Annotated in this window: 17 protein-coding genes and 1 pseudogene; 15 read left to right on the top strand and 3 right to left on the bottom strand. The window is 69.7% G+C overall.

Annotated features, from left to right (window positions below; translation table 11 throughout):
- Positions 1-52 precede the first annotated feature (52 nt).
- Entirely contained in the window at positions 53-853 is an 801-nt protein-coding gene (locus HWX39_RS24585; RefSeq protein WP_175970382.1) for a 2-amino-3,7-dideoxy-D-threo-hept-6-ulosonate synthase, read from the bottom strand.
- A 284-nt stretch (positions 854-1,137) separates the two neighbouring features.
- Between HWX39_RS24585 and HWX39_RS24580 the strand changes: the two genes are divergently transcribed.
- The 15 genes from HWX39_RS24580 (at position 1,138) to HWX39_RS24510 (ending at position 18,303) form a co-directional block, all read left to right on the top strand.
- A complete protein-coding gene (locus tag HWX39_RS24580; protein ID WP_244135086.1) occupies positions 1,138-2,184 on the top strand; it encodes an LLM class flavin-dependent oxidoreductase in 1,047 nt (348 codons plus the stop codon).
- A gap of 40 nt (positions 2,185-2,224) precedes the next feature.
- Complete coding sequence (locus tag HWX39_RS24575) at positions 2,225-3,451, top strand: FAD-dependent monooxygenase (protein ID WP_175970380.1); 1,227 nt, start codon at positions 2,225-2,227, stop codon at positions 3,449-3,451.
- 68 nt (positions 3,452-3,519) lie between these two features.
- Positions 3,520-4,044 (top strand): flavin reductase family protein, encoded by a 525-nt coding sequence (locus HWX39_RS24570; RefSeq protein ID WP_175970379.1) that lies wholly within the window; start codon positions 3,520-3,522, stop codon positions 4,042-4,044.
- Positions 4,045-4,166: 122 nt separating this feature from the next.
- Positions 4,167-5,090, top strand: coding sequence for a LysR family transcriptional regulator (locus HWX39_RS24565; protein ID WP_175970378.1), 924 nt, complete (start codon positions 4,167-4,169; stop codon positions 5,088-5,090).
- A 100-nt stretch (positions 5,091-5,190) separates the two neighbouring features.
- Positions 5,191-7,293 (top strand): FUSC family protein, encoded by a 2,103-nt coding sequence (locus HWX39_RS24560; RefSeq protein WP_175970377.1) that lies wholly within the window; start codon positions 5,191-5,193, stop codon positions 7,291-7,293.
- Complete coding sequence (locus HWX39_RS24555) at positions 7,283-7,477, top strand: DUF1656 domain-containing protein (RefSeq protein ID WP_089429479.1); 195 nt, start codon at positions 7,283-7,285, stop codon at positions 7,475-7,477. The genes HWX39_RS24560 and HWX39_RS24555 overlap by 11 nt, the downstream gene beginning before the upstream one ends.
- A gap of 24 nt (positions 7,478-7,501) precedes the next feature.
- On the top strand, positions 7,502-8,416 hold the full coding sequence (locus tag HWX39_RS24550; RefSeq protein ID WP_175970376.1) for an HlyD family secretion protein: 915 nt from the start codon (positions 7,502-7,504) through the stop codon (positions 8,414-8,416).
- Between the two features lie 11 nt (positions 8,417-8,427).
- Complete coding sequence (locus HWX39_RS24545) at positions 8,428-9,903, top strand: efflux transporter outer membrane subunit (RefSeq protein ID WP_175970375.1); 1,476 nt, start codon at positions 8,428-8,430, stop codon at positions 9,901-9,903.
- Between the two features lie 57 nt (positions 9,904-9,960).
- Positions 9,961-10,401 carry a hypothetical protein gene (locus HWX39_RS24540; protein WP_175970374.1) on the top strand — a complete coding sequence of 147 codons (441 nt, stop codon included), beginning with the start codon at positions 9,961-9,963 and terminating at the stop codon, positions 10,399-10,401.
- 52 nt (positions 10,402-10,453) lie between these two features.
- On the top strand, positions 10,454-11,194 hold the full coding sequence (locus tag HWX39_RS24535; protein WP_175970373.1) for a hypothetical protein: 741 nt from the start codon (positions 10,454-10,456) through the stop codon (positions 11,192-11,194).
- A 274-nt stretch (positions 11,195-11,468) separates the two neighbouring features.
- Positions 11,469-12,626, top strand: a complete 1,158-nt coding sequence (locus tag HWX39_RS24530) for an efflux RND transporter periplasmic adaptor subunit (RefSeq protein ID WP_175970372.1) — start codon at positions 11,469-11,471, stop codon at positions 12,624-12,626.
- A 20-nt stretch (positions 12,627-12,646) separates the two neighbouring features.
- A complete protein-coding gene (locus tag HWX39_RS24525; RefSeq protein ID WP_175970371.1) occupies positions 12,647-15,790 on the top strand; it encodes an efflux RND transporter permease subunit in 3,144 nt (1,047 codons plus the stop codon).
- Positions 15,791-15,794: 4 nt separating this feature from the next.
- Positions 15,795-17,237: an efflux transporter outer membrane subunit gene (locus HWX39_RS24520; protein ID WP_175970370.1), complete on the top strand. Its 1,443-nt coding sequence runs from the start codon at positions 15,795-15,797 to the stop codon at positions 17,235-17,237.
- Positions 17,238-17,350: 113 nt separating this feature from the next.
- Complete coding sequence (locus HWX39_RS24515) at positions 17,351-18,040, top strand: response regulator (protein ID WP_175970369.1); 690 nt, start codon at positions 17,351-17,353, stop codon at positions 18,038-18,040.
- The gene (locus HWX39_RS24510) at positions 18,037-18,303 is read left to right on the top strand and encodes a hypothetical protein (RefSeq protein WP_175970368.1); all 267 of its coding nucleotides are present in this window, start codon (positions 18,037-18,039) and stop codon (positions 18,301-18,303) included. The genes HWX39_RS24515 and HWX39_RS24510 overlap by 4 nt, the downstream gene beginning before the upstream one ends.
- Positions 18,304-18,403: 100 nt before the next feature.
- Here the strand turns inward: HWX39_RS24510 and HWX39_RS24505 are convergent, their stop codons facing one another.
- Positions 18,404-19,552, bottom strand: a complete 1,149-nt coding sequence (locus HWX39_RS24505; protein ID WP_175970367.1) for an AraC family transcriptional regulator — start codon at positions 19,550-19,552, stop codon at positions 18,404-18,406.
- A pseudogene (locus HWX39_RS24500) lies at positions 19,552-21,175 on the bottom strand (AMP-binding protein). The gene HWX39_RS24505 and the pseudogene HWX39_RS24500 overlap by 1 nt, the downstream one beginning before the upstream one ends.
- Positions 21,176-21,419: the final 244 nt, after the last annotated feature.

Genomic DNA, 21,419 nt, shown 5'->3' with positions numbered 1-21,419 from the left:
GGAAACCCTCGATGATCGAAAGAAACCGGGCGCGACGGCCCGGCGCACCGGCTCAGGCGGCCAGGTGCGCGGCGCGCCGGTCGACGCCGTGCACGGCATCGGACAGGCGGCGGATCAGCGGTGCGGCTTTCGGCGCGGCGAACACGTTGCGACCGGCTGCAATGCCGAGCGCCCCCGCGTGCATCACGCGCGACGTGAACGCGACGAACTCGTCTTCCGGCAGCTTCGCGCCGCCCGCGACCAGCACCGGCAGCGACGAGCCGGCGATGATGTCGGCCATGCTCGCGGCGTCGCCGCTGTACGGCAGCTTGACGATGTCGGCGCCGAGATCCGCCGCGACGTTCGCCGCGTGGGCAATCAGTTCGGTCTGCGGACGATCGCCGAGGCCCGGGCCGCGCGGATAGATCATCGCGAGCAGCGGCAGCGACCAGCGCGCACACTCGGTCGCGATGCGGCTCAGGTCGAGCAGTTGCTGGCTTTCCGTTTTCGAGCCGAGATTCACGTGCACGCTGACCGCGTCCGCGCCGCATGCCAGCGCATCCTCGACGCTCGCGAACAGCGTCTTCGCGTTCGCGTCCTCCGCGTAGCGCGTGCAGCCGTTCAGGTGCACCACGAGCGCGAGATCGCTCAGCACGTCGGGCGACAGGAAACGCGCGCGGCCGCGATGCACGACGATCGCGTCGCCGCCGTGCGCGGCGATGTCGCCAACCAGTTGCCGCAACTGCTGCGGATGGGCGATGGGCCCGTCCGCGAGCGAATGGTCGAGCGGCACCATCAGACACTTGCCCGACGCGGCGCGCACCACCCGCCGCATCCTGAGCGCCTTGCCAGAAACCGATAGAAGAGCGTCCATCCTTGATTCCTCGCCGGAAATGGAGAGGCCGGCCCGTGCACTTCAGCCTGCCCCCGGAGTGCCCGCTTGCGGGCGGAACTGGAGCAACAACCGAGCAACGCTTGCAGCAAATCTTGCATCGTGTAAGACTTGCATAGACCCAATCATCCTATGATTGGATCATCCTTGCAAGTACATTGCGAGCGATCCTGTTTCCCGACCGGGGGACGCATTCGACGCGGCATCGGTTCCCCTTTGCAGACAACGGCAGCACATCAACCTGTGAGGTGTCTATGAAGTTCGGCGTGTCCTTTTTGCCCGATACCGGCCCGGCCGACCGCCCGGCGGCCGACTACTACGCGCACGCGCTGAAGCTCAGCGCGCTGGCCGACCGGCTCGGCTACGCGTACGTGAAGATGACCGAGCACTACCTGAAGCCGTACGGCGGCTACAGCCCGTCGCCGCTGATGTTCCTCGCGGCCGCGGCCGCGCAGACGAAGTCGATCCGCCTGATGACGGGCGGCATCCAGGCGTCGTTCCATCATCCGATCCAGCTCGCGGCCGAGGCCGCGCAGCTCGACGCGATCTCGAACGGGCGGCTCGAGCTGGGCTTCGCGCGCGCGTTCCTGCCGTATGAATTCGATGCGTTCGGCATCGATCTCGATTCGAGCAAGGCGCGCTTCCAGCAGACGATCGACGCGACGGTGCGCCTGCTCGCCGAGGAATCGGTCAGCGAGGACACGCCGTTCTTCCGCTATCGCGACGCGCAATCGCTGCCGCGCCCGACGCAGCAGCCGCGCCCGCCGGTCTGGGTCGCCGCGCTGCTCACGCCGTCCAGCTTCGAGTGGATCGGCGAGCGCGGCTTCAACCTGCTGATGGCCGCGCCGCCGCGCAAGGCCGCGCTCGCGAAGACGCAGGAGATGGTGGCGCTCTATCGCGAGACGTTCGAGCGCCATCACGGCCACACCGGCCGCCGGCCGCAGGTCGCGATCAGCATCCCGCTGATGATCGGCACGTCGGACGCGCACGCGCTGGCGCTCGCGGAGCCGCGCCTGCGCCATCACTGGCGCTATTTCGCGGAAGCCGCGAAATCGTGGGACCAGGTGCAGTCGTCGGCCTACCAGGGCTACAACGAGGCGATGAAGAACAAGATGGGCGGGATGGACACGGCCGACCTCGACGCGACCGCCGTGCTCGGCACGCCCGACACCGTGCGCCAGCGCATTCGCGCGCTGGAAGCCGATCTCGGGCTCGACGCGATCCTGTGGCACATCGACTATGGCGCGCAGCCGTACGAGCTGATGAGCAACAACCTGGAGGTGTTCGCCCGCGACGTGCTGCCGGGACTGTGACGCCATGCCGATCCCTTCCGGACCCACCGCAAACTCGCCCATGACACCCTCCCTGTCACTCGACACGATCGTCGTCGGCGCCGGCATCGGCGGCCTGGCCGCCGCGCTCGCGCTGCGCCGTGCCGGCCATCGGGTCACCGTCCTCGAGCAGAGCCGGGCATTCCGTGAAGTCGGCGCGGGGCTGCAGGTCGTGCCGAACGCCACGCGCGCGCTGCGCGCGCTCGGCGTGCTCGACCGGCAGCGGCTGGCCGCCGTCGCCCCGACCGCGACGATCCGCCGCCGCTGGCAGGACGGCAGCCTGCTCGGCGCCTTCCCGCTCGGCGACGACGTCGAGGCCGCCTTCAACGCGCCTTACTGGAATGCGCATCGCGCCGACCTGCATGCCGCGCTGCTCGACGCCGTGCGCGACCCGTACACGGCCGGCCCGCCCGTCGCCGTGCTCGGCGGCATCGCGGTGCGCGGGCTCGACGCGTGCGGGCCGGACGGCGCGACGCTCGTCGATGCGGCGGGCACGCGCTGGCGCGCAGATCTCGTCGTCGCGGCCGACGGTATTCATTCGACGCTGCGTCACGCGCTGCTCGGCGACGACGCGCCGCACTACAGCGGCGACGACGCGTATCGCGCGCTGATCGACGCCGATGCGATCGATCCGCGCTCGCCCGTCTTCGAGATCGTCAAGGAACCGCAGGTGACGATCTGGCTCGGGCCCGGCCGGCACGCGATCCATTACTGGGTGCGCGATCGCCGGCTGCTGAATCTCGTCGTGATCGTGCCGGGCGACGGCAGCACGCGCGAATCGTGGAGCAGCAAGGGCGACCGCGCGACGCTCGAGGCCGAGCTCGACGGCTGGGATCCGCGCCTCGTCGGGCTGATCCGCTGCGCGTCGGACCTGAGCCGCTGGTCGCTGCACGACCGCCAGCCGCTCACGCGCTGGGTGTGGGACAGCGTGTGCCTGCTCGGCGACGCGTGCCATCCGATGCTGCCGTACCAGTCGCAGGGCGCCGCGCAGGCGCTCGAGGACGCGGTCGTGCTCGGCCGGTGCGTGACGGGGCTCGCGTCGAAGGACGCGCTCGGCGCCGCGCTGGTCGAGTACCAGCGCTTGCGGATCGACCGCAGCGCGCGGATCCAGCTTGCGTCGGCCGGCAACGGCGGCGTGTTCCACCTGCCCGACGGCCCCGAGCAACAGGCGCGCGACGCCGAGCTCAAGTCGCGCCGCGCCGACTTCAAGTCCTACCACTGGACCTGGGCCGACGCGTACCAGCTTTGACGCCCGCCCCGGCGCCGTGTGGCGCGAGCCGCGCGGCACCGGGGCCCTCGTGACAGGACCGCATCAGGATGAACACCGTGGACATTGCGCAGCAACTGAAACAGGCGATGCGCGGCGTAGCCGCCACCGTCACGATCGTCACGACCGGCGGCGATGGCGCCGCGGCCGCACCGTGCGCGCTGACCGCCAGCTCGTTCACGTCGGTCGCGCTCGATCCGCCGACCGTGCTGGTGTGCATCAACCGGCGCGCCAGCATTCACGCGTCGATCACCGGCCACCGGCGCTTCTGCGTGAACGCGCTGCGAAGCTGCCACGTGCCGCTCGCGCTCGCGTGCAGCACGACGGGCTCCGACGCGCGTTTCGCGCACGACGCGTGGCGCACCGACGCGGCGACCGGCCTGCCCTACCTCGAGAACGCGCAGACGTCGTTCTTCTGCGACACGCTCGAACAGGTCGAGGTCGGCTCGCATTCGATCCTGGTCGGACGGGTCACGCGCGTCGCGATGTCCGACGACGTGAATCCGCTGATGTACGTGAACGGCGCATTCGCCGCCGTCCGCTCGCTGTCGCCCGATGCCGGCGCCGGCCAATGACACCCCGATGCGTGCGTCACGCGTGATGCCGCGCGCAATCGTTGCGTGCGTTGCAGTCACGCTGCGCGCGCCTATCCCGCATTACCATTGCGCCGCATGCACGCGATGACACGGAGAAGCCGATGGCACCCGACCTGAACCTGCTGATTTCGCTCGACGCGCTGCTCGAAGAGGGGAGCGTCGTCGGCGCCGCACGCCGCATGAACCTGAGCCCGCCCGCGATGAGCCGCACACTCGCGCGCATTCGCGAAACGGTCGGCGACCCGATCTTCGTGCAAGCCGGCCGCAAGATGGTGCCGACGCCGCGCGCGCTCGAGCTGCGCGGCGTCGTGCGCGAAACCGTGGAGCGCGCGTCGCAGTTGCTCGCCCCGTCCGCGGAAATCGATCTCGGCACGCTCGACAAGCAGTTCAACGTGCGCGCGAACGACATCTTCGTCGGCCTGCACAGCAGCCGCCTGCTCGAGGAGATGGCGCGCGGGATGCCGCGCGCGATGCTGCGCTTCACGCCCGAGGAAGACGACATCGACGACGATGCCTTGCGCAGCGGCCGCATCGACCTGTTCATCAGCGCATCGCGCCGCCTGGGGCCGGAAATTCGCGTGCAGCCGCTGTTCACGACGACCTTCGTCGGCCTCGCGCGCGACGACCACCCGATCTTCGACGACGACATCACGCCCGAGCGCTTCGCGCGCTGGCCGCATATCGGCGTCTCGCGGCGCGGCAAGTCGGCCGGGCCGATCGACGACGCGCTCGCCGCGCGCGGCCTCGCGCGGCACGTGCTGCTCGTCGTGCCGACGCCGTATGCGGCGATCTTCGCGCTGCAGGCGTCGGACCTGATCCTGCCGCTGCCCGAACATCTCGCGCGCGGCGCGGTGCAGGCCGGGCTCGGCGTGCGCGCGTTCGAACTGCCGGTGCCGCTCGAAACCGTGCTGATCACGCAGGCGTGGCATCCGCGCTTCCAGAGCGACCCCGCGCACCAGTGGTTGCGGCGTGTCGTGCGCGGGCTGTGCACGGGCCAGCCGGTGCTGCATCCGGCGCACGCATGACGCATGCGTCGCACGCACTCGTCGAGTGCAAAGACATCACTGTTCGGCATGCATGGCTCGACCGTAGACTGGCTTCGTCCTTTCTCATGGAGCAAGCGCAGTGCATGACGCAGCCGATCAGACGCGCGCCGTCGCGGCGCCGCCCCGCCGCCTGAATCGCGCGGCCGCGGCGATGATCGCGCGCATCGACATCTTCACGCCGCGCGGCGCGTATGTCGCGCGCTCGGTCATTGCCGCCGCGCTCGCGCTCGGCGTCGCGTACCTGCTCGAACTGGAAACCCCGTACTCGGCGGCGTCCACGGTGCTGCTCGTGATCAATCCCGTGCAGGGCGCCGTGATCGGCAAGGGCGTGTGGCGCGTGGTCGGCACCATCGCGGGGATGGTCGTCGCGTTCGTGCTAATGGGTTGCTTCGCGCAGCAGCCGCTGCTGTTCATCCTCGGCTTCGCGTTCTGGCTCGGCGTCTGCGTCGCGGGCATGACGCTGCTGCGGCACTTCCGCGCGTCGGGCACCGTGGTGGCCGGCTACACGATCGGCCTCGCGACCTACGGCGCGATGCAGCATCCCGAGCTGACCTTCGAGCACGTGATCGGGCGCGGCTCGACGGTCGCGATCGGCGTGCTGTGCCTGAGCCTCGTGTCGATGCTGCTCGGCACGCGCGACGTGCACGCCAAACTCGAAGCGCTGGTGACGCGCGTCACGGCCGACGTCGCACGGGTCATCGCCGCGCAGCGCAACGGCCTCGCGGCGGCGCCCGCCGACGACAAGCGGCACGCGCTGTTCGCCGGCATCTACGGCATCGACGATCTGCTCGCGCTCGGCAAGGCCGAATCGGAAGATCTCGCGCAGCGCGCGGCTGCCGTGCGGCACGGGATGGCGTCGCTGTTCGGCGCGCTCGCGGGCGGCATGCCGCCGCTGCCGGCCGACAGTCCCGGCGCGCAAGCGGTCGCGTCGCTGCAGCCGCGCCTCGCGGCCGCGTGGCAGGCCGCCGCCGATGCATTGGGCGCCGGCCCCGGCGGCGCGGCGCACGCGCTTGCGCTGCTGGGCGACGCGCGCGAACGCTTGCGCGACGCGCTCGACGGCATCGCGCTCGGCGATCCGCGCGACGAGGCGGCGTGGCTGATTGCCGGCGAGCGGCTGATCGAACAGATCGACGACTACCGCGCGGCGCTCGACGGGCTCGTCGAATTGCAGCGCCCGCGGCCGGGCGACCGGCCCGCCCGGGTGCGCTTTCACCGCGACACGGGCGCCGCGCTGCGCAACGGCGTGCGCTCGGCCTGCGCGATCGCGCTCTCCGGCGCGTTCTGGCTCGCGACCGGCTGGAACCAGGGCGACATGATGCTGCTCGTCGTCGCGCCGTACTGCGCGCTGCTCGCGACCGCCGGCAACCCGGCCGCCGGCGCGCAGGCGTTCATCAAGGGCACGGTGCTGGCGGTGCCGGCCGCGTTCGTGTGCGCGTTCGGCATCCTGCCGCGCATCGAAGGCTTTCCGCTGCTCGTCGTGGCACTCGCGCTGTTCTGGATGCCCGGCATCTACGCGACGAGCGTGCCGAAGACCTCGCTCGCGGGGCTCGCGTATCTGGTCGCGTTCAACACGCTGACCGGCGCGACCAATCCGTTCCGGCCCGACGTCGCGCTGTTCCTGAACCAGTCGGTCGCGTGGGTGCTCGCCACCTTCCTCACGCTGCTCACGTTCCGGCTGATCCTGCCGCGCAACCTGGCCACCGACGCCACGCGGCTGCGCCGCACGATCCGCGACGACACGCTCGCGCTCGTGGCCGGCAAGCGCGTCACGGCGACGGGCTGGCAGCAGCGCCAGCAGCACCGCATCGCGCAGCTCGGCGCGCTGCTCGCGAGCCAGCCGGCCGCGATGACGCAGGCGAGCATCGAGGCGCTCGCGGCGCTGCACGTCGGCAAGGAACTGCTGCGCATCCGCCGCGGCGCCGCGCGCGACGGGCTGCCCGACGCCGCGCGACGCCGCGTGCGCGCCGGGCTCGCCGGCCTCGCGCGGCATGCAGCCGCCCCCACCCGCGCGGCCCGGCATGCACGGCGCGCCGCGCATGCGCTGGCCGGCCTCGCCGCCGCCCAGCCGGGCAACACCGAACTGAAGTGGCTGATGGCCGCCTTCGCCGACGTCCACGTGCTGCTGCACACGTACGCCGCCTATTTCACCGCCGTTCCGGAGCGCGCCCGCGATGCTCAGTGAATTCCCGCTGGCCGGCATCTACCTGCCACCCTTCTTCGTCTATGCGTGCGCGACCGTGCCGCTTTACATGGCCGTGCGCGCGCTGCTCGCGCGGCTCGGCGTGCTGCGCCGCGTGTGGCACCCGGCGCTGTTCGAGTTCGCGATTTCGCTCGTGCTGGTCGCCACGCTGATCCTCTACTTCTAGCCCCTCGTCGGAACGTCTCGCGTCATGTCGCTCAAACCCTTCACCCGCTCCCTGCTGACGCTCGCCACGGTGGCCGTCGCGATCGTGCTCGTCGCCGCGCTCTGGCATGCGTACGTGCTCGCGCCGTGGACGCGCGACGCGCGCGTCAGCGCGCACGTCGTGCGGATCGCGCCCGAAGTGTCGGGCACCGTCGTCGAAGTCGCGGTGGTCGACAACCAGCGTGTCGCGAAAGGCGACGTGCTGTACCGGATCGATCCGCAGCGCTTCGCGCTCGCGGTGGAGCAGGCCGAAGCGCAGGTCGCCGCGACCGCCGAGGCGATGCGCCAGAAGCGCGACGAAGCGCAGCGGCGCACCGGCCTCGACGATCTCGTGCCGCGCGAGGACATCCAGCGCTCGAGCCGCGCGGTGGCGATCGCGCAGGCCGAGCACCGCAAGGCGCTGGCGGCGCTCGACGTCGCCAGGCTCGACCTCGAACGCACGACGCTGCGCTCGCCGGTCGACGGTTACGTGACGCAGCTGCGCCTGCGCCACGGCGACTACGCAGTCGAGGGCAAACCCGGCATCTCGGTGCTCGACGCGCACAGCTTCTGGATCACCGGCTATTTCGAGGAAACCAAGCTGCGCCGCATCGCGACGGGTGCGCCCGCAACGATCCGGCTGATGGGCTTCGATCCGCTGCTGAGCGGGCACGTGACGAGCATCGGCCGCGGCATCGCGGACGAGAACGGCACGCTCGACGAACTCGGCCTGCCCGCGGTCAATCCGACCTTCAGCTGGGTGCGGCTCGCGCAGCGCATTCCGGTGCGTATCGAGATTGACCGGGTGCCGGCCGGCGTGCTGCTGGCGGCAGGCATGACGTGCAGCGTCGAAGTCGGCGAACGCGGACGCGAGCGCACGCCGCGCGGCCGGCTCGCGTCGTGGCTGCACGCGTGGATGTGAAGATGGCGACGATGCGATACCCGCTCCCTGCGCCGCGTGCGACACGCTGCGTGCGCGCCTTCATCGCGGCCTGCGCGTGCGCGCTGGCCGCCTGCACGACCGTCGGCCCCGATTACGTGGCGCCGCAGCCCGCGCACCCGCCCGGCTGGAGCGCGCCGCGTGACACGGTCACCACCGACCCCGCGCAGTTGCAGAACTGGTGGCGCACGTTCGGCGACGCCCGGCTCGATGCGCTGGTCGACCAGGCGATCGCGCACAACCAGGATCTCGCGATCGCGCGCCAGCGGCTGCTGCAGGCGCGCGCCGAACGCGACCAGATCGCGAGCCGCCTCGGCCCGACCGTCACCGCGGGCGGCAATGCCGATGGGTTACGCTCGTCCCGGGCGCTCGACTGGCCGCCCGGGATCGGCCAGTCGCGCACCTACCGGCTCGGCTTCGATGCGTCGTGGGAACTCGACCTGTTCGGCGGCACGCGACGCGCGGTCGAATCGGCCGACGCGCGGATCGATGCGCTCGACGACGATCGCCACGCGATCCTCGTGAGCCTGCTGGCCGAACTCGCGTCGGATTACGCGGCGCTGCGCGCGACCCAGGAGCGGCTGCGGATCGCGACGGACAACGTCGCGAGCCTCGACGCCACGCGGCGGCTGACCGAGCAGTCGAACCGGCGCGGCCTCGGCACGTCGTTCGCGGTCGCGCAGGCGCGGGCCGAACTGCAGCTCGCGCAGGCGACGTTGCCACCGCTGCATCAGGACGTCGCACAGCTCACCCACGCGATCGGCGTGCTCGTCGGCGGTTTTCCGGAAACGCTGCGCGACACGCTGAGCGCGCCCGGCGCGACACTGCCGGTCGCGCCCGCATTGCCCGTCACGTTGCCGTCGGACGTGATCCGCGAACGCCCCGACATTCGCGCCGCCGAACGGCGGCTTGCCGCCGCGACCGCGCAGATCGGCGTCGCGCGCGCCGAGCAGTTTCCGCATTTCGCGATCCCGCTGAGCCTCGGCACGACGGCTAGCCTCGTGCAGGACCTGTTCACGGGCGCGAGCGTCGCCTGGTCGGTCGCACTTGACGGCACGCAGACGCTGTACGACGGCGGCCGCGCGAAAGCCGGCGTCGACGCCGCGCGCGCGGCGGCCGAGGCCGCCCGGCTGGCATACGAGCAGCGCATCCGCGGCGCGTTTCGCGATGTCGAGGACGCGCTGGTGGCAATCGGCGCCGCGCGCAACCAGCAGGCCATGCTCGCCGCAGCGGTCGACAGCAGCCAGGACGCGCAGTCGCGCGCGACGCGGCTGTACCGCAACGGCCTCGGCGAATACCTGTCGGTGCTGACGGCGCAGCGTGCGACGTACCGCGCACGCGATGCGCTCGCACTCAGCCGGCTCGCGCAGGTGCAAGGCGCGATCGCGCTCTACAAGTCGCTCGGCGTCGGCTGGCGCGATGCGTCGCCGGTCGCACAGGCCGGCGCGCCGCCAGCGAATGCGAATTGAACGCCGCCACATGGCGCCCCGACGCTTCGGCGTCGCTCATCCACCGGAGCCATCCCGATGCCCGCTCTCAATCCGAATGATTTCGCATTACACGACATCCAGCTCTTTCCGGTCTGCGTGTTTCGCGCCGAACACGCGACGCCGGGCTATGCACCCCGCTGGGAAGGCGAGATCGACACGCTGATGCGCCATGGCGAGCCGTTCGTGATCGTCTACGTCGAGCTCGATACCGACGAGAGCCACGACGACCGCAAGCATCGCGCGGTCTGGCTCAAGCAGAACAAGGTGGCGCTGGGCGCCGTCTGCAAGGCGCTCATCAGCGTCGAACCCGATCCCGACCGACGCGCGGAAGTCGCGGCGCAGGGCGAAGTCGCCGTCAAGGCATTCGGGATTCCGCATCATGCGGTGGCGTCGTTCGAGCAAGCCGTCTCGCTCGCCACGCGACTCACGCGGCAGCCTTCGGAGAACGAAGCACGGCAGGCCGGACAACAGGCATGACGCGGCCGGTGCGCCACGCCATGTTGAATTCGCCACCGACACGAGGGCCGGCATGCGCTATCCCACCCTGACGATCACCGGCTCGCACACGCTTGCGTCATGTCCGTCGCGGCTCCCCGATCCCGGCGAAATCCTGTTGTGGCGGCTGCGCGGCGAATGGCAGCTCGTCACCAGCGAGCAAGGCCATCTCTACCTGTCGAAGACCGAACTGCGGCGTGCCCGGACGCATCCGAATCGCGCGCACGGCCGCCGCTTCGCGATCGGCCGGTCGGCGCTACGCGTGATCCTGGGGACGCTGGCCGGCCGCGCGGCCGACGAGCTGACGCTGATCGACCGCGATGCCGACCATATCGCGGTCGCGGGCTGCGACGGGCTGGACGGGCTCGACGTCGTGGTCGGCCATGCCGGGATCTGGATCGTCATCGCGATCGCCCGTGGCCCGATCGGGCTCGGCATGGCGCAGACCGGCGCGCTCGCCGATCCGGCATCGCGCGACCAGCTGCGGCTGGACAGCATCTCGAATGCGTGCGGGGCCGGACACGGCGCCACGCTCGATGCGCTGGCGCCGCTCGCGGGGGCATTGCGCGAGGTCGATACGCCGCATGCCGGCCACTGGCGCCTGCTCGACATCCCGCTCTCCGGCCTGGCCTGTGCGGCAACCCTGGCCGCTCGCCGGATGGATCGAATCCATGCGGTGGGCTGGCGCGGCGAACGGAAGGACTGGCTGGCCGATCGTGATCGGCATCTGCGCGCGGCAAAGGTGCGCGCGGCGGCCGCCTCGGTCGCGGCCTGACCGGCCGGCTTCGAAGTCCTCGCGTCGCACGCTTGCACGACGGCCGCCGTCGGCATCGCCAACGGGTGTCGTTCATGGGAGCGCACGAAGGTTGCCGGTTATGGGAGCCCGCGGCTTCCAAGCAAGGTAGCGGCCCGGCCGCTTCCCCCTTCCTCCCGCATGGCCCTCCCCTCCATCAAACCTCCATCTTTCCGCACAAAAAACTCCATCGGGCGCACGCACACTGCGATCCGACAATGCGGGCCGTTGGGTGCCTGCGTCTCATGGAGTCCACATGAAAATTCAGAAACGAGGCTGCTACAGCGCCGTATGCGTGCTGGTGGCGGCGATGCTGGCGGGCTGCGGGCCTTCCGAACAACAGGCCGCCGCGCCGGCCACCCCGGTCGCAGCGATGACGCTGGCAGGCGCGCCCCTCGACCTGACCGAAGACCTGCCGGGCCGCGTCGCGGCCGTCCGGATCGCCGAGATCCGGCCGCAGGTCAGCGGCATCGTGCAGCGGCGGCTGTTCGAGCAGGGCACGGAAGTGCGCGCCGGCCAGCCGCTGTTCCAGATCAACCCGGCACCGTTCAAGGCCGACATGGACACGGCCGCGGCGGCCCTGCAACGCGCGGAAGCCGCGCTCGAGCGGGCCAAGGTGCAGACCACCCGTCTTAAGCCGCTGGTCGAGGCCGACGCGATCAGCCGTCAGGTGTACGACGATTCGGTATCGCAACGCGACCAGGCTGCCGCCGACGTCGCACAGGCCCGCGCGACGCTCGCGCGCCGCCAGCTCGACCTGAAGTTCGCGACCGTCGAGGCGCCGATCACGGGCCGCATCGACCAGGCCCTCGTGACCGAAGGTGCGCTGGTCGCGAGCAGCGACAGCCAGCCGATGGCGCGCATCCAGCAGATCGACCAGGTCTACGTGGACGTGCGCCAGCCGGCCGCATCGCTCGAATCGCTGCGCGGCGCGCTCGCGGCCCAGCCGGACACCGCGGGCAACGGGCTGCCGGTCGACGTGCTGCGCGACGACGATTCGCGCTACGACGCGCGCGGCCGCATGCTGTTCTCGGGCGTCAACGTCGACCCCGGCACCGGCGACGTGCTGCTGCGCGTGCTGGTCGACAACCCGAAGCGCGAGCTGCTGCCGGGCATGTACGTGCGTGCCCGCATCCCGCGCGGGCACTACGACAACGCGCTGATGGTGCCGCAACAGGCGATCGTCCGCGCGGGCGGCAAGCCGCAGGTGTGGGTGCTCGACGCGAAGAGCCAGGCGCACCTGAAGGCCGTCGAAGTGGGCGAGCTGACGAACCGCAGCTACCGCATCAAGTCGGGGCTGCAGGCCGGCCAGAAGATCGTCGTCGAAGGCATGGAGCGCCTGAGCGACGGCGCGACCGTGGCGGCGACCGCATGGAAGGCGCCTGAAGCGGTCAAGACCGCTTCCTCGCACTGAGTCACGGGGAGCCTCCAGTCATGTCCCAATTCTTCATCCGGCGCCCGGTGTTCGCGTGGGTGATCGCCCTCTTCATCATCCTGCTGGGCCTGATCGCCATCCCCGAACTGCCGGTTGCGCGCTATCCGTCGGTCGCGCCGCCGACCGTCACCATTACCGCCACCTACCCGGGCGCCACGCCGCAGACGATGAACGACAGCGTGCTGAGCCTCATCGAGCGCGAGCTGTCCGGCGTGCGGAACCTGTTGTACTTCGAATCGGCGTCGGATACCTCCGGCCAGGCGAAGATCACCGCGACCTTCAAGCCCGGCACCGACTCCGCGATGGCGCAGGTCGAGGTGCAGAACAAGCTCAAGTCGGTCGAGCCGCGCCTGCCGCCCGTCGTGCGGCAAAACGGCGTGATCGTGGAATCCGCCTCCACGGGCTTCCTGTTGTTCGTCGGCCTGAAGTCGGACAGCGGCCGCTACGACGAAAACGCGCTGGCCGACTACATGGCGCGCAACGTCGTCGAGGACCTGCGACGTGTCGAAGGCGTCGGCAAGGTGCAGCTGTTCGGCGCCGAACAGGCGATGCGCATCTGGGTCGATCCGCAGAAGCTGATCACCTACGGCCTGTCGATGAACGACCTGACGACGGCCGTCAGCCAGCAGAACGTGCAGATCGCCCCGGGCAGCCTCGGCGCGGCGCCCGCGCTGCCGGGCCAGCGCGTCACGGTGCCGCTCACCGCGCAAGGCCAGCTCACGACGCCGGAGCAGTTCGCGAAGATCGTGCTGCGCGCGAATGCGAACGGCTCGAAGGTCGTGCTCGGCGATGTCGCGCGGGTCGAACTCGGCCCGCAGGCGTTCACCTTCGTCAACAGCGAGAACGGCAAGCCCGCCACCTTCGCCGGCGTGCAGCTGGCGCCGGGCGCCAATGCGGTGAAGACCGCCGAGGCCGTGCGCGAGCAGCTCGACATGATCGCCAAGACGATGCCGGCCGGCATGACCTACTCGATCCCGTTCGATACCGCGCCGTTCGTGAAGATCTCGATCGAGAAGGTGATTCACACGCTGATCGAGGCGATGGTGCTCGTGTTCCTGGTGATGTACCTGTTCCTGCAGAACGTGCGCTACACGCTGATCCCGGCGATCGTCGCGCCGGTGGCGATGCTCGGCACCTTCACGGTCATGCTGATGACGGGCTTCTCGATCAACGTGCTGACGATGTTCGGCATGGTGCTCGCGATCGGCATCATCGTCGACGATGCGATCGTCGTCGTGGAGAACGTCGAACGCCTGATGGTGGAAGAAGGCTTGTCGCCGAAAGACGCGACGATCAAGGCCATGAAGGAAATCACCGGCGCGATCATCGGCATCACGCTGGTGCTGACGGCCGTGTTCCTGCCGATGGCGTTGTCGAGCGGTTCGGTCGGCGTGATCTATCAGCAGTTCACGATGTCGATGGCCGTGTCGATCATGTTCTCGGCCCTGCTCGCGCTGACGCTGACGCCGGCCCTGTGCGCGACGATGCTCAAGCCGGTCGAGCATGGCCACCACGAGAAGCGCGGCTTCTTCGGCTGGTTCAACCGCCGCTTCGACCGCCTCACGCAATGGTACGAGACGCGCGTCGGCCGGCTGGTCGGCCGCACGGGCCGCATGATGATGCTGTTCGTCGCGATTTCCGCCGCGCTGGTGTTCGGCTTCCGCATGCTGCCGTCGTCGTTCCTGCCCGAGGAAGACCAGGGCTACTTCATGACCGGCTTCCTGCTCCCGGCGGATTCGACCGTCGAGCGCACCGGCGACGTGGTCAAGACGCTCGAGAAGCATCTCGCATCGCGTCCGGGCATCGAATCGAGCATCTCGATCATCGGCTACGGCTTCTCCGGCCTCGGCTCCAACGCGGCATTGAACTACGCGGTGCTCAAGGACTGGGACAAGCGCGGAGACGCAACCGCGATGGACGAAGCGATGCGCGCGCAGGCCGCGATGGGCGGCGTGACGGAAGGCACGGTCATGAGCCTGCTGCCGCCCGCGATCGACGGGCTGGGCACCAGCTCGGGCTTCACGATGCGCCTGCAGGATCGCGCGAACCAGGGCTACGCGGCGCTCAAGGCGGCCGAAACCAAGCTGCTCGAACTGGCCGCGCAAAGCAAGGTGGTGACCGGCGTCTATCCGGACAGCCTGCCGCCCGGCACGAGCGTGAAGCTGGACATCGACCGCGACAAGGCCGAAGCGCTCGGCGTGTCGTTCACGACCATCAGCGACACGCTGTCGGCCGCGATGGGCTCGACCTACGTGAACGACTTCCCGAACGCGGGCCGCATGCAGCAGGTGATCATCCAGGCCGATGCGCCGGCGCGCATGCAGATCGAGAACGTGATGAAGCTCTACGTGCGCAACGCGACCGGCGGCATGGTGCCGCTGTCCGAAGTGGTGCGTCCGGTCTGGTCGGAAACCCCGCTTCAGATGGTGCGCTACCAGGGTTATCCGTCCGCCCGTATCTCCGGCGGCTCGGCCCCCGGCTACTCCAGCGGCGCGGCAATGGCCGAGATGGAGCATCTGGCCGCGCAGCTGCCGCCGGGCTTCACGGTGGCGTGGACCGGCCAGTCGCTGCAGGAGCGCGAGTCGGCTTCGCAGGCGCCGATGCTGATGGCGCTGTCGATGGTCGTCGTGTTCCTGGTGCTCGCGGCGCTCTACGAGAGCTGGGCGGTTCCGTTGTCGGTGATGCTGGTGGTGCCGCTCGGCCTGATCGGCGCACTCGGCGCCGTGATGCTCCGCGGGCTGCCGAACGACGTGTTCTTCAAGGTCGGGATGATCACCGTGATCGGCCTGTCGGCGAAGAACGCGATCCTGATCGTGGAGGTCGCGAAGCAGTTGCGCGAGGAAGGCATGGGGCTGATCGAGTCGGCCGTGCAGGCATCGAAGCTGCGCCTGCGCCCGATCCTGATGACCTCGCTCGCGTTCGGCCTCGGCGTCGTGCCGCTGATGATCGCGACCGGCGCGAGCGCCGAAACGCAGCACGCGATCGGCACCGGCGTGTTCGGCGGCATGGTGACCGCCACCGTGCTGGCCATTTTCTTCGTTCCGGTTTTCTACGTGTTCGTGATGAGCATCCAGGAACGCCTCTCGGCATGGCGCGCATCGGGCAAGCAGCCCGCCGCCGTGGCCCACGAACATGAAGGTTGATGCCATGCGATTACTCATTCTTTCCGCCGCGGTTGCCGCTGCTCTCGCGCTGTCGGCGTGCTCGATGGCACCGAAGCTGGTCAGGCCCGGGATGCCGGTGCCGACCGCCTATACGACCGCTGCCGCTGCCGACCCGCACGCGAACGCGGCCGATCTCGGCTGGCGCACGATGTTCGGCGACCGTCGCCTGCAGCGCCTGATCGAGCTCGCGCTCGACAACAACCGCGACCTGCGCCTGGCCGCGCTGAACGTCCAGGCCGCCGAAGCGCAGTACGGCATCCAGCGTTCCGCGCGCCTGCCGTCGATCGGCGCCGGCGCGAGCTTCACGCGCCAGCGCACGGCGGCCGACTCGCAATCGAACCCGCCGCTGCTCGAAAACACGCAGAACCAGTACGGTGTGAACATCGGCGTCAGAGCGTTCGAGATCGACCTGTTCGGCCGCGTGAAGTCGCTGTCCGATGCGGCGTTCGCGCGCTACCTCGCGACCGATCACGGCCGCCGCGCCGTGCAGATCGCGCTCGTCGGCTCCGTGGCCAACGCGTATTTCGCCGAGCGCCTCGCGCAGGAACAACGCGCGCTGTCCGAACGCACGCTGAACGACTGGCGCCAGTCGCTCGATCTCGCACGCCGGCTCAAGGAAGCGAACCAGGCGAGCGGCGTCGACATCGCGCAGGCCGAAGGCCAGGTCGCGAGCGCCGGCGCCGATCTCGAGGCGCGTTCGCGCGCCGTCGAGCAGGCGCACAACGCGCTGCGGCTGCTGGTGGGCACCGACCTGCCGAAGACCCTGCCCGACCCGCTGTCGCTGGAGCGCCAGCCGGTGATGACGCAACTGCCGGCCGGGCTGCCGTCGGAGTTGCTGTACCGCCGGCCGGACATCCAGCAGGCCGAGCAGAACCTCGTCGCCGCCAATGCCGATATCGGCGCGGCGCGCGCGGCGTTCTTCCCGCGCCTGTCGCTGACCTCGTCGATCGGCTTCCTGAGCCCGGGACTGGGCAGCCTGTTCGACGGCGGCCAGCGCGTGTGGAGCTTCGCGCCGCAGGTCACGCTGCCGATTTTCCAGGGCGGCCGGCTGCGTTCCGAGCTGACGCTCGCGGAAGTGCGCAAGTCCAGCGCGGTCGTCGAGTACGAACGCGCGATCCAGACCGCGTTCCGCGAAGTGGCCGACGGCCTCGCCGGGCGCGAGACCTTCAGCCGCCAGATCGACGCGCAGACGAAGGTCGTCAAGAGCGCCGAGCGCCGCACCGATCTCGTGAACCTGCGCTATCGCGCCGGCATCGAGGATCGGCTGGAGTTGCTCGACTCGCAGCGGCAGCTGTATGCCGCGCGTCAGGCGTTGCTGGATCTGCGCAACGCCGAACTGAACAACGCGGTCGCGCTCTACAAGGCGCTCGGTGGCGGGCTGATCGACACCGACGTGCCGCCCGCCGACAACGTGGCGAACAACTGAGCCATGCGCCGTCGCCGATCCGTTCGCGACGACTGAAAGCACGGTGAAGTCCGGCGGCGCACGCGCCGCGCCGCCGGCCCGCCTACCGGTCACGCTCACTTCCAGTGAACCCGATGAACCCTCTGATACTCATTGCCGAAGACGATCCGGAGATCGCCGACATACTCGACGCCTACCTTGCCCACGACCGCTTTCGCACCTACCGCGTCGGCCACGGCCAGGCCGTGCTCGACGTGCAGCCCGTGCTGAAGCCCGACCTGATCCTGCTCGACGTCAGGATGCCGGAGAAGGACGGCTGGGAAGTCCTGGTCGAACTGCGACGCCGCGGCGACACGCCGATCGTCATCATCACGGCGCTCGACCGCGAGATCGACCGCTTGCAGGGGCTGCGCTTCGGCGCCGACGACTACATCACGAAGCCGTTCAATCCGGCCGAGGTGGTCGCGCGCATCCGGGCGATCCTGCGTCGCGTCGAAACGGCCGCGTCGGGACGCTTCCTCAAGGTCGGCAACCTTGAAATCGACACGCAAAGCTACTTGACCGCGATCCGCACGGACACCGGAGAAACCGGCGTCTCGCTGACGCTGACCGAATTCCGGCTGCTCGCGCACCTGGCCGGCTCGCCGAATCGCGTGTTCACGCGCAGCGAACTGATCGACGCCTGCCTCGCCGACGTCGATGCGCTGGAGCGTACTGTCGACAGCCATATCAGCCGGCTGCGCAAGAAGCTCGAATGCGCGGGCGCGTCGGGGATGCCGGAGGTGATGCGCGGCGTCGGCTACCGGCTGCGCAGCACGCAGTGAACGCGCGCCATGGATCGCGGCGGCGTGTGGCGCGGATCTTCGGCCTCCTGACGGTTGCCGCCGCGCTGACGATCGCCGATGCAGCGTTCGTCGCGTACGGCCTGATTCATGTGGTCTGGTTTCCCGCGACGAACGGCGCGCTCGCAGCCGTGATTCGCGCGGCACCGGACTACCTGGTACTCGCCGCGTTGCTGTTGGCCGGACTGGTCGCGTCGGTCGTCGATCTGGTCAAACTGCTGCGCGCGCCGCGCACCCGTCGATGAACACGCGAGTCCGGGCACGTCGCGTATGGGAGCCATCCATGGGAACTCGAGAAGGTAGCCGATTATGGGAACCGGCTACCTTGAAGCGACGCGCTACGCGTTACGCGCGCCGCCGGTAAGTGCCCGGCGTGCTCCCCGTCCAGTGCCGGAACGCGCGATGGAACGCGCTCGGATCGTCGAAGCCGATGTCGGCGCCGATCGCCGCGATCGTGTCGGGCGTGTCGGTCAGCCGCTGGATCGCGATGTCGCGCCGCAGTTCGTCCTTGAGCACCTGGAACGTCGTCCCTTCGGCAGCCAGGTGGCGGCTCAGCGTGCGCACCGAGCAATGCAGGTGCTCGGCCGCCTGGTCGATCGCCGGCAGGTCGGGCAACGCTTTCGACAGGTACTGCCGCACGCGATGGCACACCAGCTGTTCGCTGAACGATTCGAAGATCCAGTCGCCCGGTGCGCGCGCAAGGAACTTGCGCAGGTTACGCTTGCTCTGCCGGATCGGCGCATCGAGGTAGTCCGCGCTGAAGCGCATCAGCGTGCGCTCGCAATCGAACTGCACGGAACCGGTGAAGAAGTACAGGTGATCGACCGCATGGCGCGGCCGCGGGCACGCGAACTCGATCCGCAGCAGCGGGATCTTCTGCCCGATCAGCCAGGAGCACACGCCATGCACGAGCTTGAGCATCAGTTCCTGGCCGAGCGCGCCGATCGGGCCGATGGCGTCGTTCGGGCGCAGCAGCACCTGCGCGACGAGACCGTCGCGCTTCGATTCGACGAAGAAATCGTCGAGCAGAATATGGAAGAATTGCCCGAAACGATGCAGCGCCGTTTCGAGGTTGCGCGCATCGAGCAGGCTCAGGCACAGGTACTTCAGCGTGCCGCCGCGCAGCGGGCGCGAGAAGATGCCGGGCATCTCGTCGTCGAGGTCGATCGCGAGCGTGCGGTACAGCGTCGAGAACTGCTCCTCCGTCACGCGCGCATGCGGCTCGCCGAGCAGCTCAATCGGGATGCCGGCCCCGCGCAGGTAGCGCTCGACGATGTCGCGCTGCACGCCCGCGCTCGCGAGGAAACCGTTGACGAGCGAGATCGGCACCGTCGCGCTCGGCGACGGCAGCGCACGCCCGGGCTGGGCGGAAAGTGAATCTGAACCGGTCATCGCGTCCCCGTCGATCGAACCGCTCGCATTGTACTTGAGCGGCCCGCGCGGAGCCTTCCGGGCCCTCGGCGCGCCGGGTGCTGCGCGGCGCGCCGACGCCATCAGTCGGTGCGGCTGAGTTCCCGGCGCAGGATCTTGCCGACGGTCGACTTGGGCAGCCGGTCGACGAAGCGAATGCGCTTCGGCACCTTGTAGCCCGCGAGGCTCTCGCGGCAATGCGCGACGAGTTGTTCCTCCGTCACGTCGGCATCCTGCGCCAGCACCACGAACAGCTTCACGGCCTCGCCCGTGCGCGCGTCCGGCACGCCGATGCAGGCGCATTCGGCGACGCCCGGCACCGCGGTCGCCACGGCTTCCACTTCGTTCGGGTACACGTTGAAGCCCGACACGATGATCATGTCCTTCTTGCGGTCGACGATTCGCAGAAAACCGGCTTCATCGAACACGCCGACGTCGCCGGTGCGGAAATAGCCGTCGGCCGTAAACGCGGCCGCGTTCGCGTCCGGTTTCCGCCAGTAGCCGCCCATCACCTGCGGCCCCTTCACGCAGATCTCGCCCGCGCCGCCGATCGCCACCTCGTTGTCCTGTTCGTCGAGCAGCTTCACGTCGGTCGACGGCAGCGGCACCCCGGTGGTGCCCGTGAACGCGTCGATCGACTGCGGGTTGAACGACACGACCGGCGACGTTTCCGACAGCCCGTAGCCCTCGCGGATGAAGTTGCCCGTCACCGCCTTCCAGCGCGACGAGATCACGTCGATCACGGCCGCGCCGCCGCCGGCCGACAGCTTCAGCCGCGACCAGTCGACTTCCGTCAGGCGCGGATGGCCGGCGAGCCCCGCGTACAGCGTGTTCACGCCGACGAACACCGTCGGCCGCGCGGACTTCAGCACGTCGATGAAGCCGTCCATGTCGCGCGGGTTCGCAACCAGCCAGTTCTGCGCGCCGATCGCGAAGTAGGACAGGAAGTTCACCGTCAGCGCGAAGATGTGGTACAGCGGGATTGCCGTGACGACGACCTCCTCGCCCGGCTCGCGCGCGGCCGGCACGATCGCCCCGAACTGCTCGATGTTCGCGACGAGGTTGCGGTGCGACAGCGCGGCGCCTTTCGACAGGCCGGTCGTGCCGCCGGTGTACTGCAGCAGCAGCAGGTCCGCGCCGCCGAGCGCGACCGGTTCGAGCGCGAGCGATTCCCCGGCGGCAATGGCATCCGCGAGCGGGATCGAACCGGGCGGCAGTGCGTCGCACGCGCCGGCCGGCGCATCGACGACGCCGAGATCGCCGCGCCCGACGCTCAGCACGGTGCGCACGCGCGTGCCGCCGACCACTTCGGCGAACGTGCCCATCGACCCGCCGCACACCACGGCGACTTCGACGCCCGCGTCATCGAGCTGATGCTCGAGTTCGCGCGCCGTGTAGAGCGGGTTCACGTTGACCTGGATCGCGCCGATCTTCGCGACGGCGACGAACGCGACCGGAAACGCGAGCACGTTGGGCAGCATCACGGCCACGCGATCGCCCTTGCGGACGCCCACGACCTGCTGCAGATACGCGGCCAGCGCGGTCGACGTCGGCATAGGTGAGCGTGCGGCCATACGAGTGGAACGCCGGGCGATCGGCGAACCGGCGCATCGCGCCGTCCAGCAGCGCGCTGACGGAAGGAAAGCGATCGGGATCGATCTCGGCGGGGATCGCGCCATATGAGGCGGTCCAGTGTCTGTTCGTCATGTCTCACTCCACGGGGGACGGCGCGCCGGCCGCGCCGTTCGCACGATGGCCTGCACGCCGGAGAAGCGCGGACCATCGCCTGACCGGCGACTATCGCCCGCGCAGCGCATTTTGAAAATGATCCGCGTGGCCGAAAAGATGATCGAAACGGACATGCGGGCGGCGCCTGTCTAGGCAACTTCACCGCATACCGCCGACATGGCGGGCCGGCATGCTCCAGGCCGGCTGCGGCGACAAGGGCGCC

Origin of the sequence: Burkholderia sp. BCC0322 (genome assembly GCF_902833045.1) — a bacterium.
Taxonomy (GTDB): Bacteria; Pseudomonadota; Gammaproteobacteria; order Burkholderiales; family Burkholderiaceae; genus Burkholderia.
The sequence above is the reverse complement of the archived record's forward strand: the minus strand, read 5'-3'. Positions and strand labels throughout refer to the sequence as shown.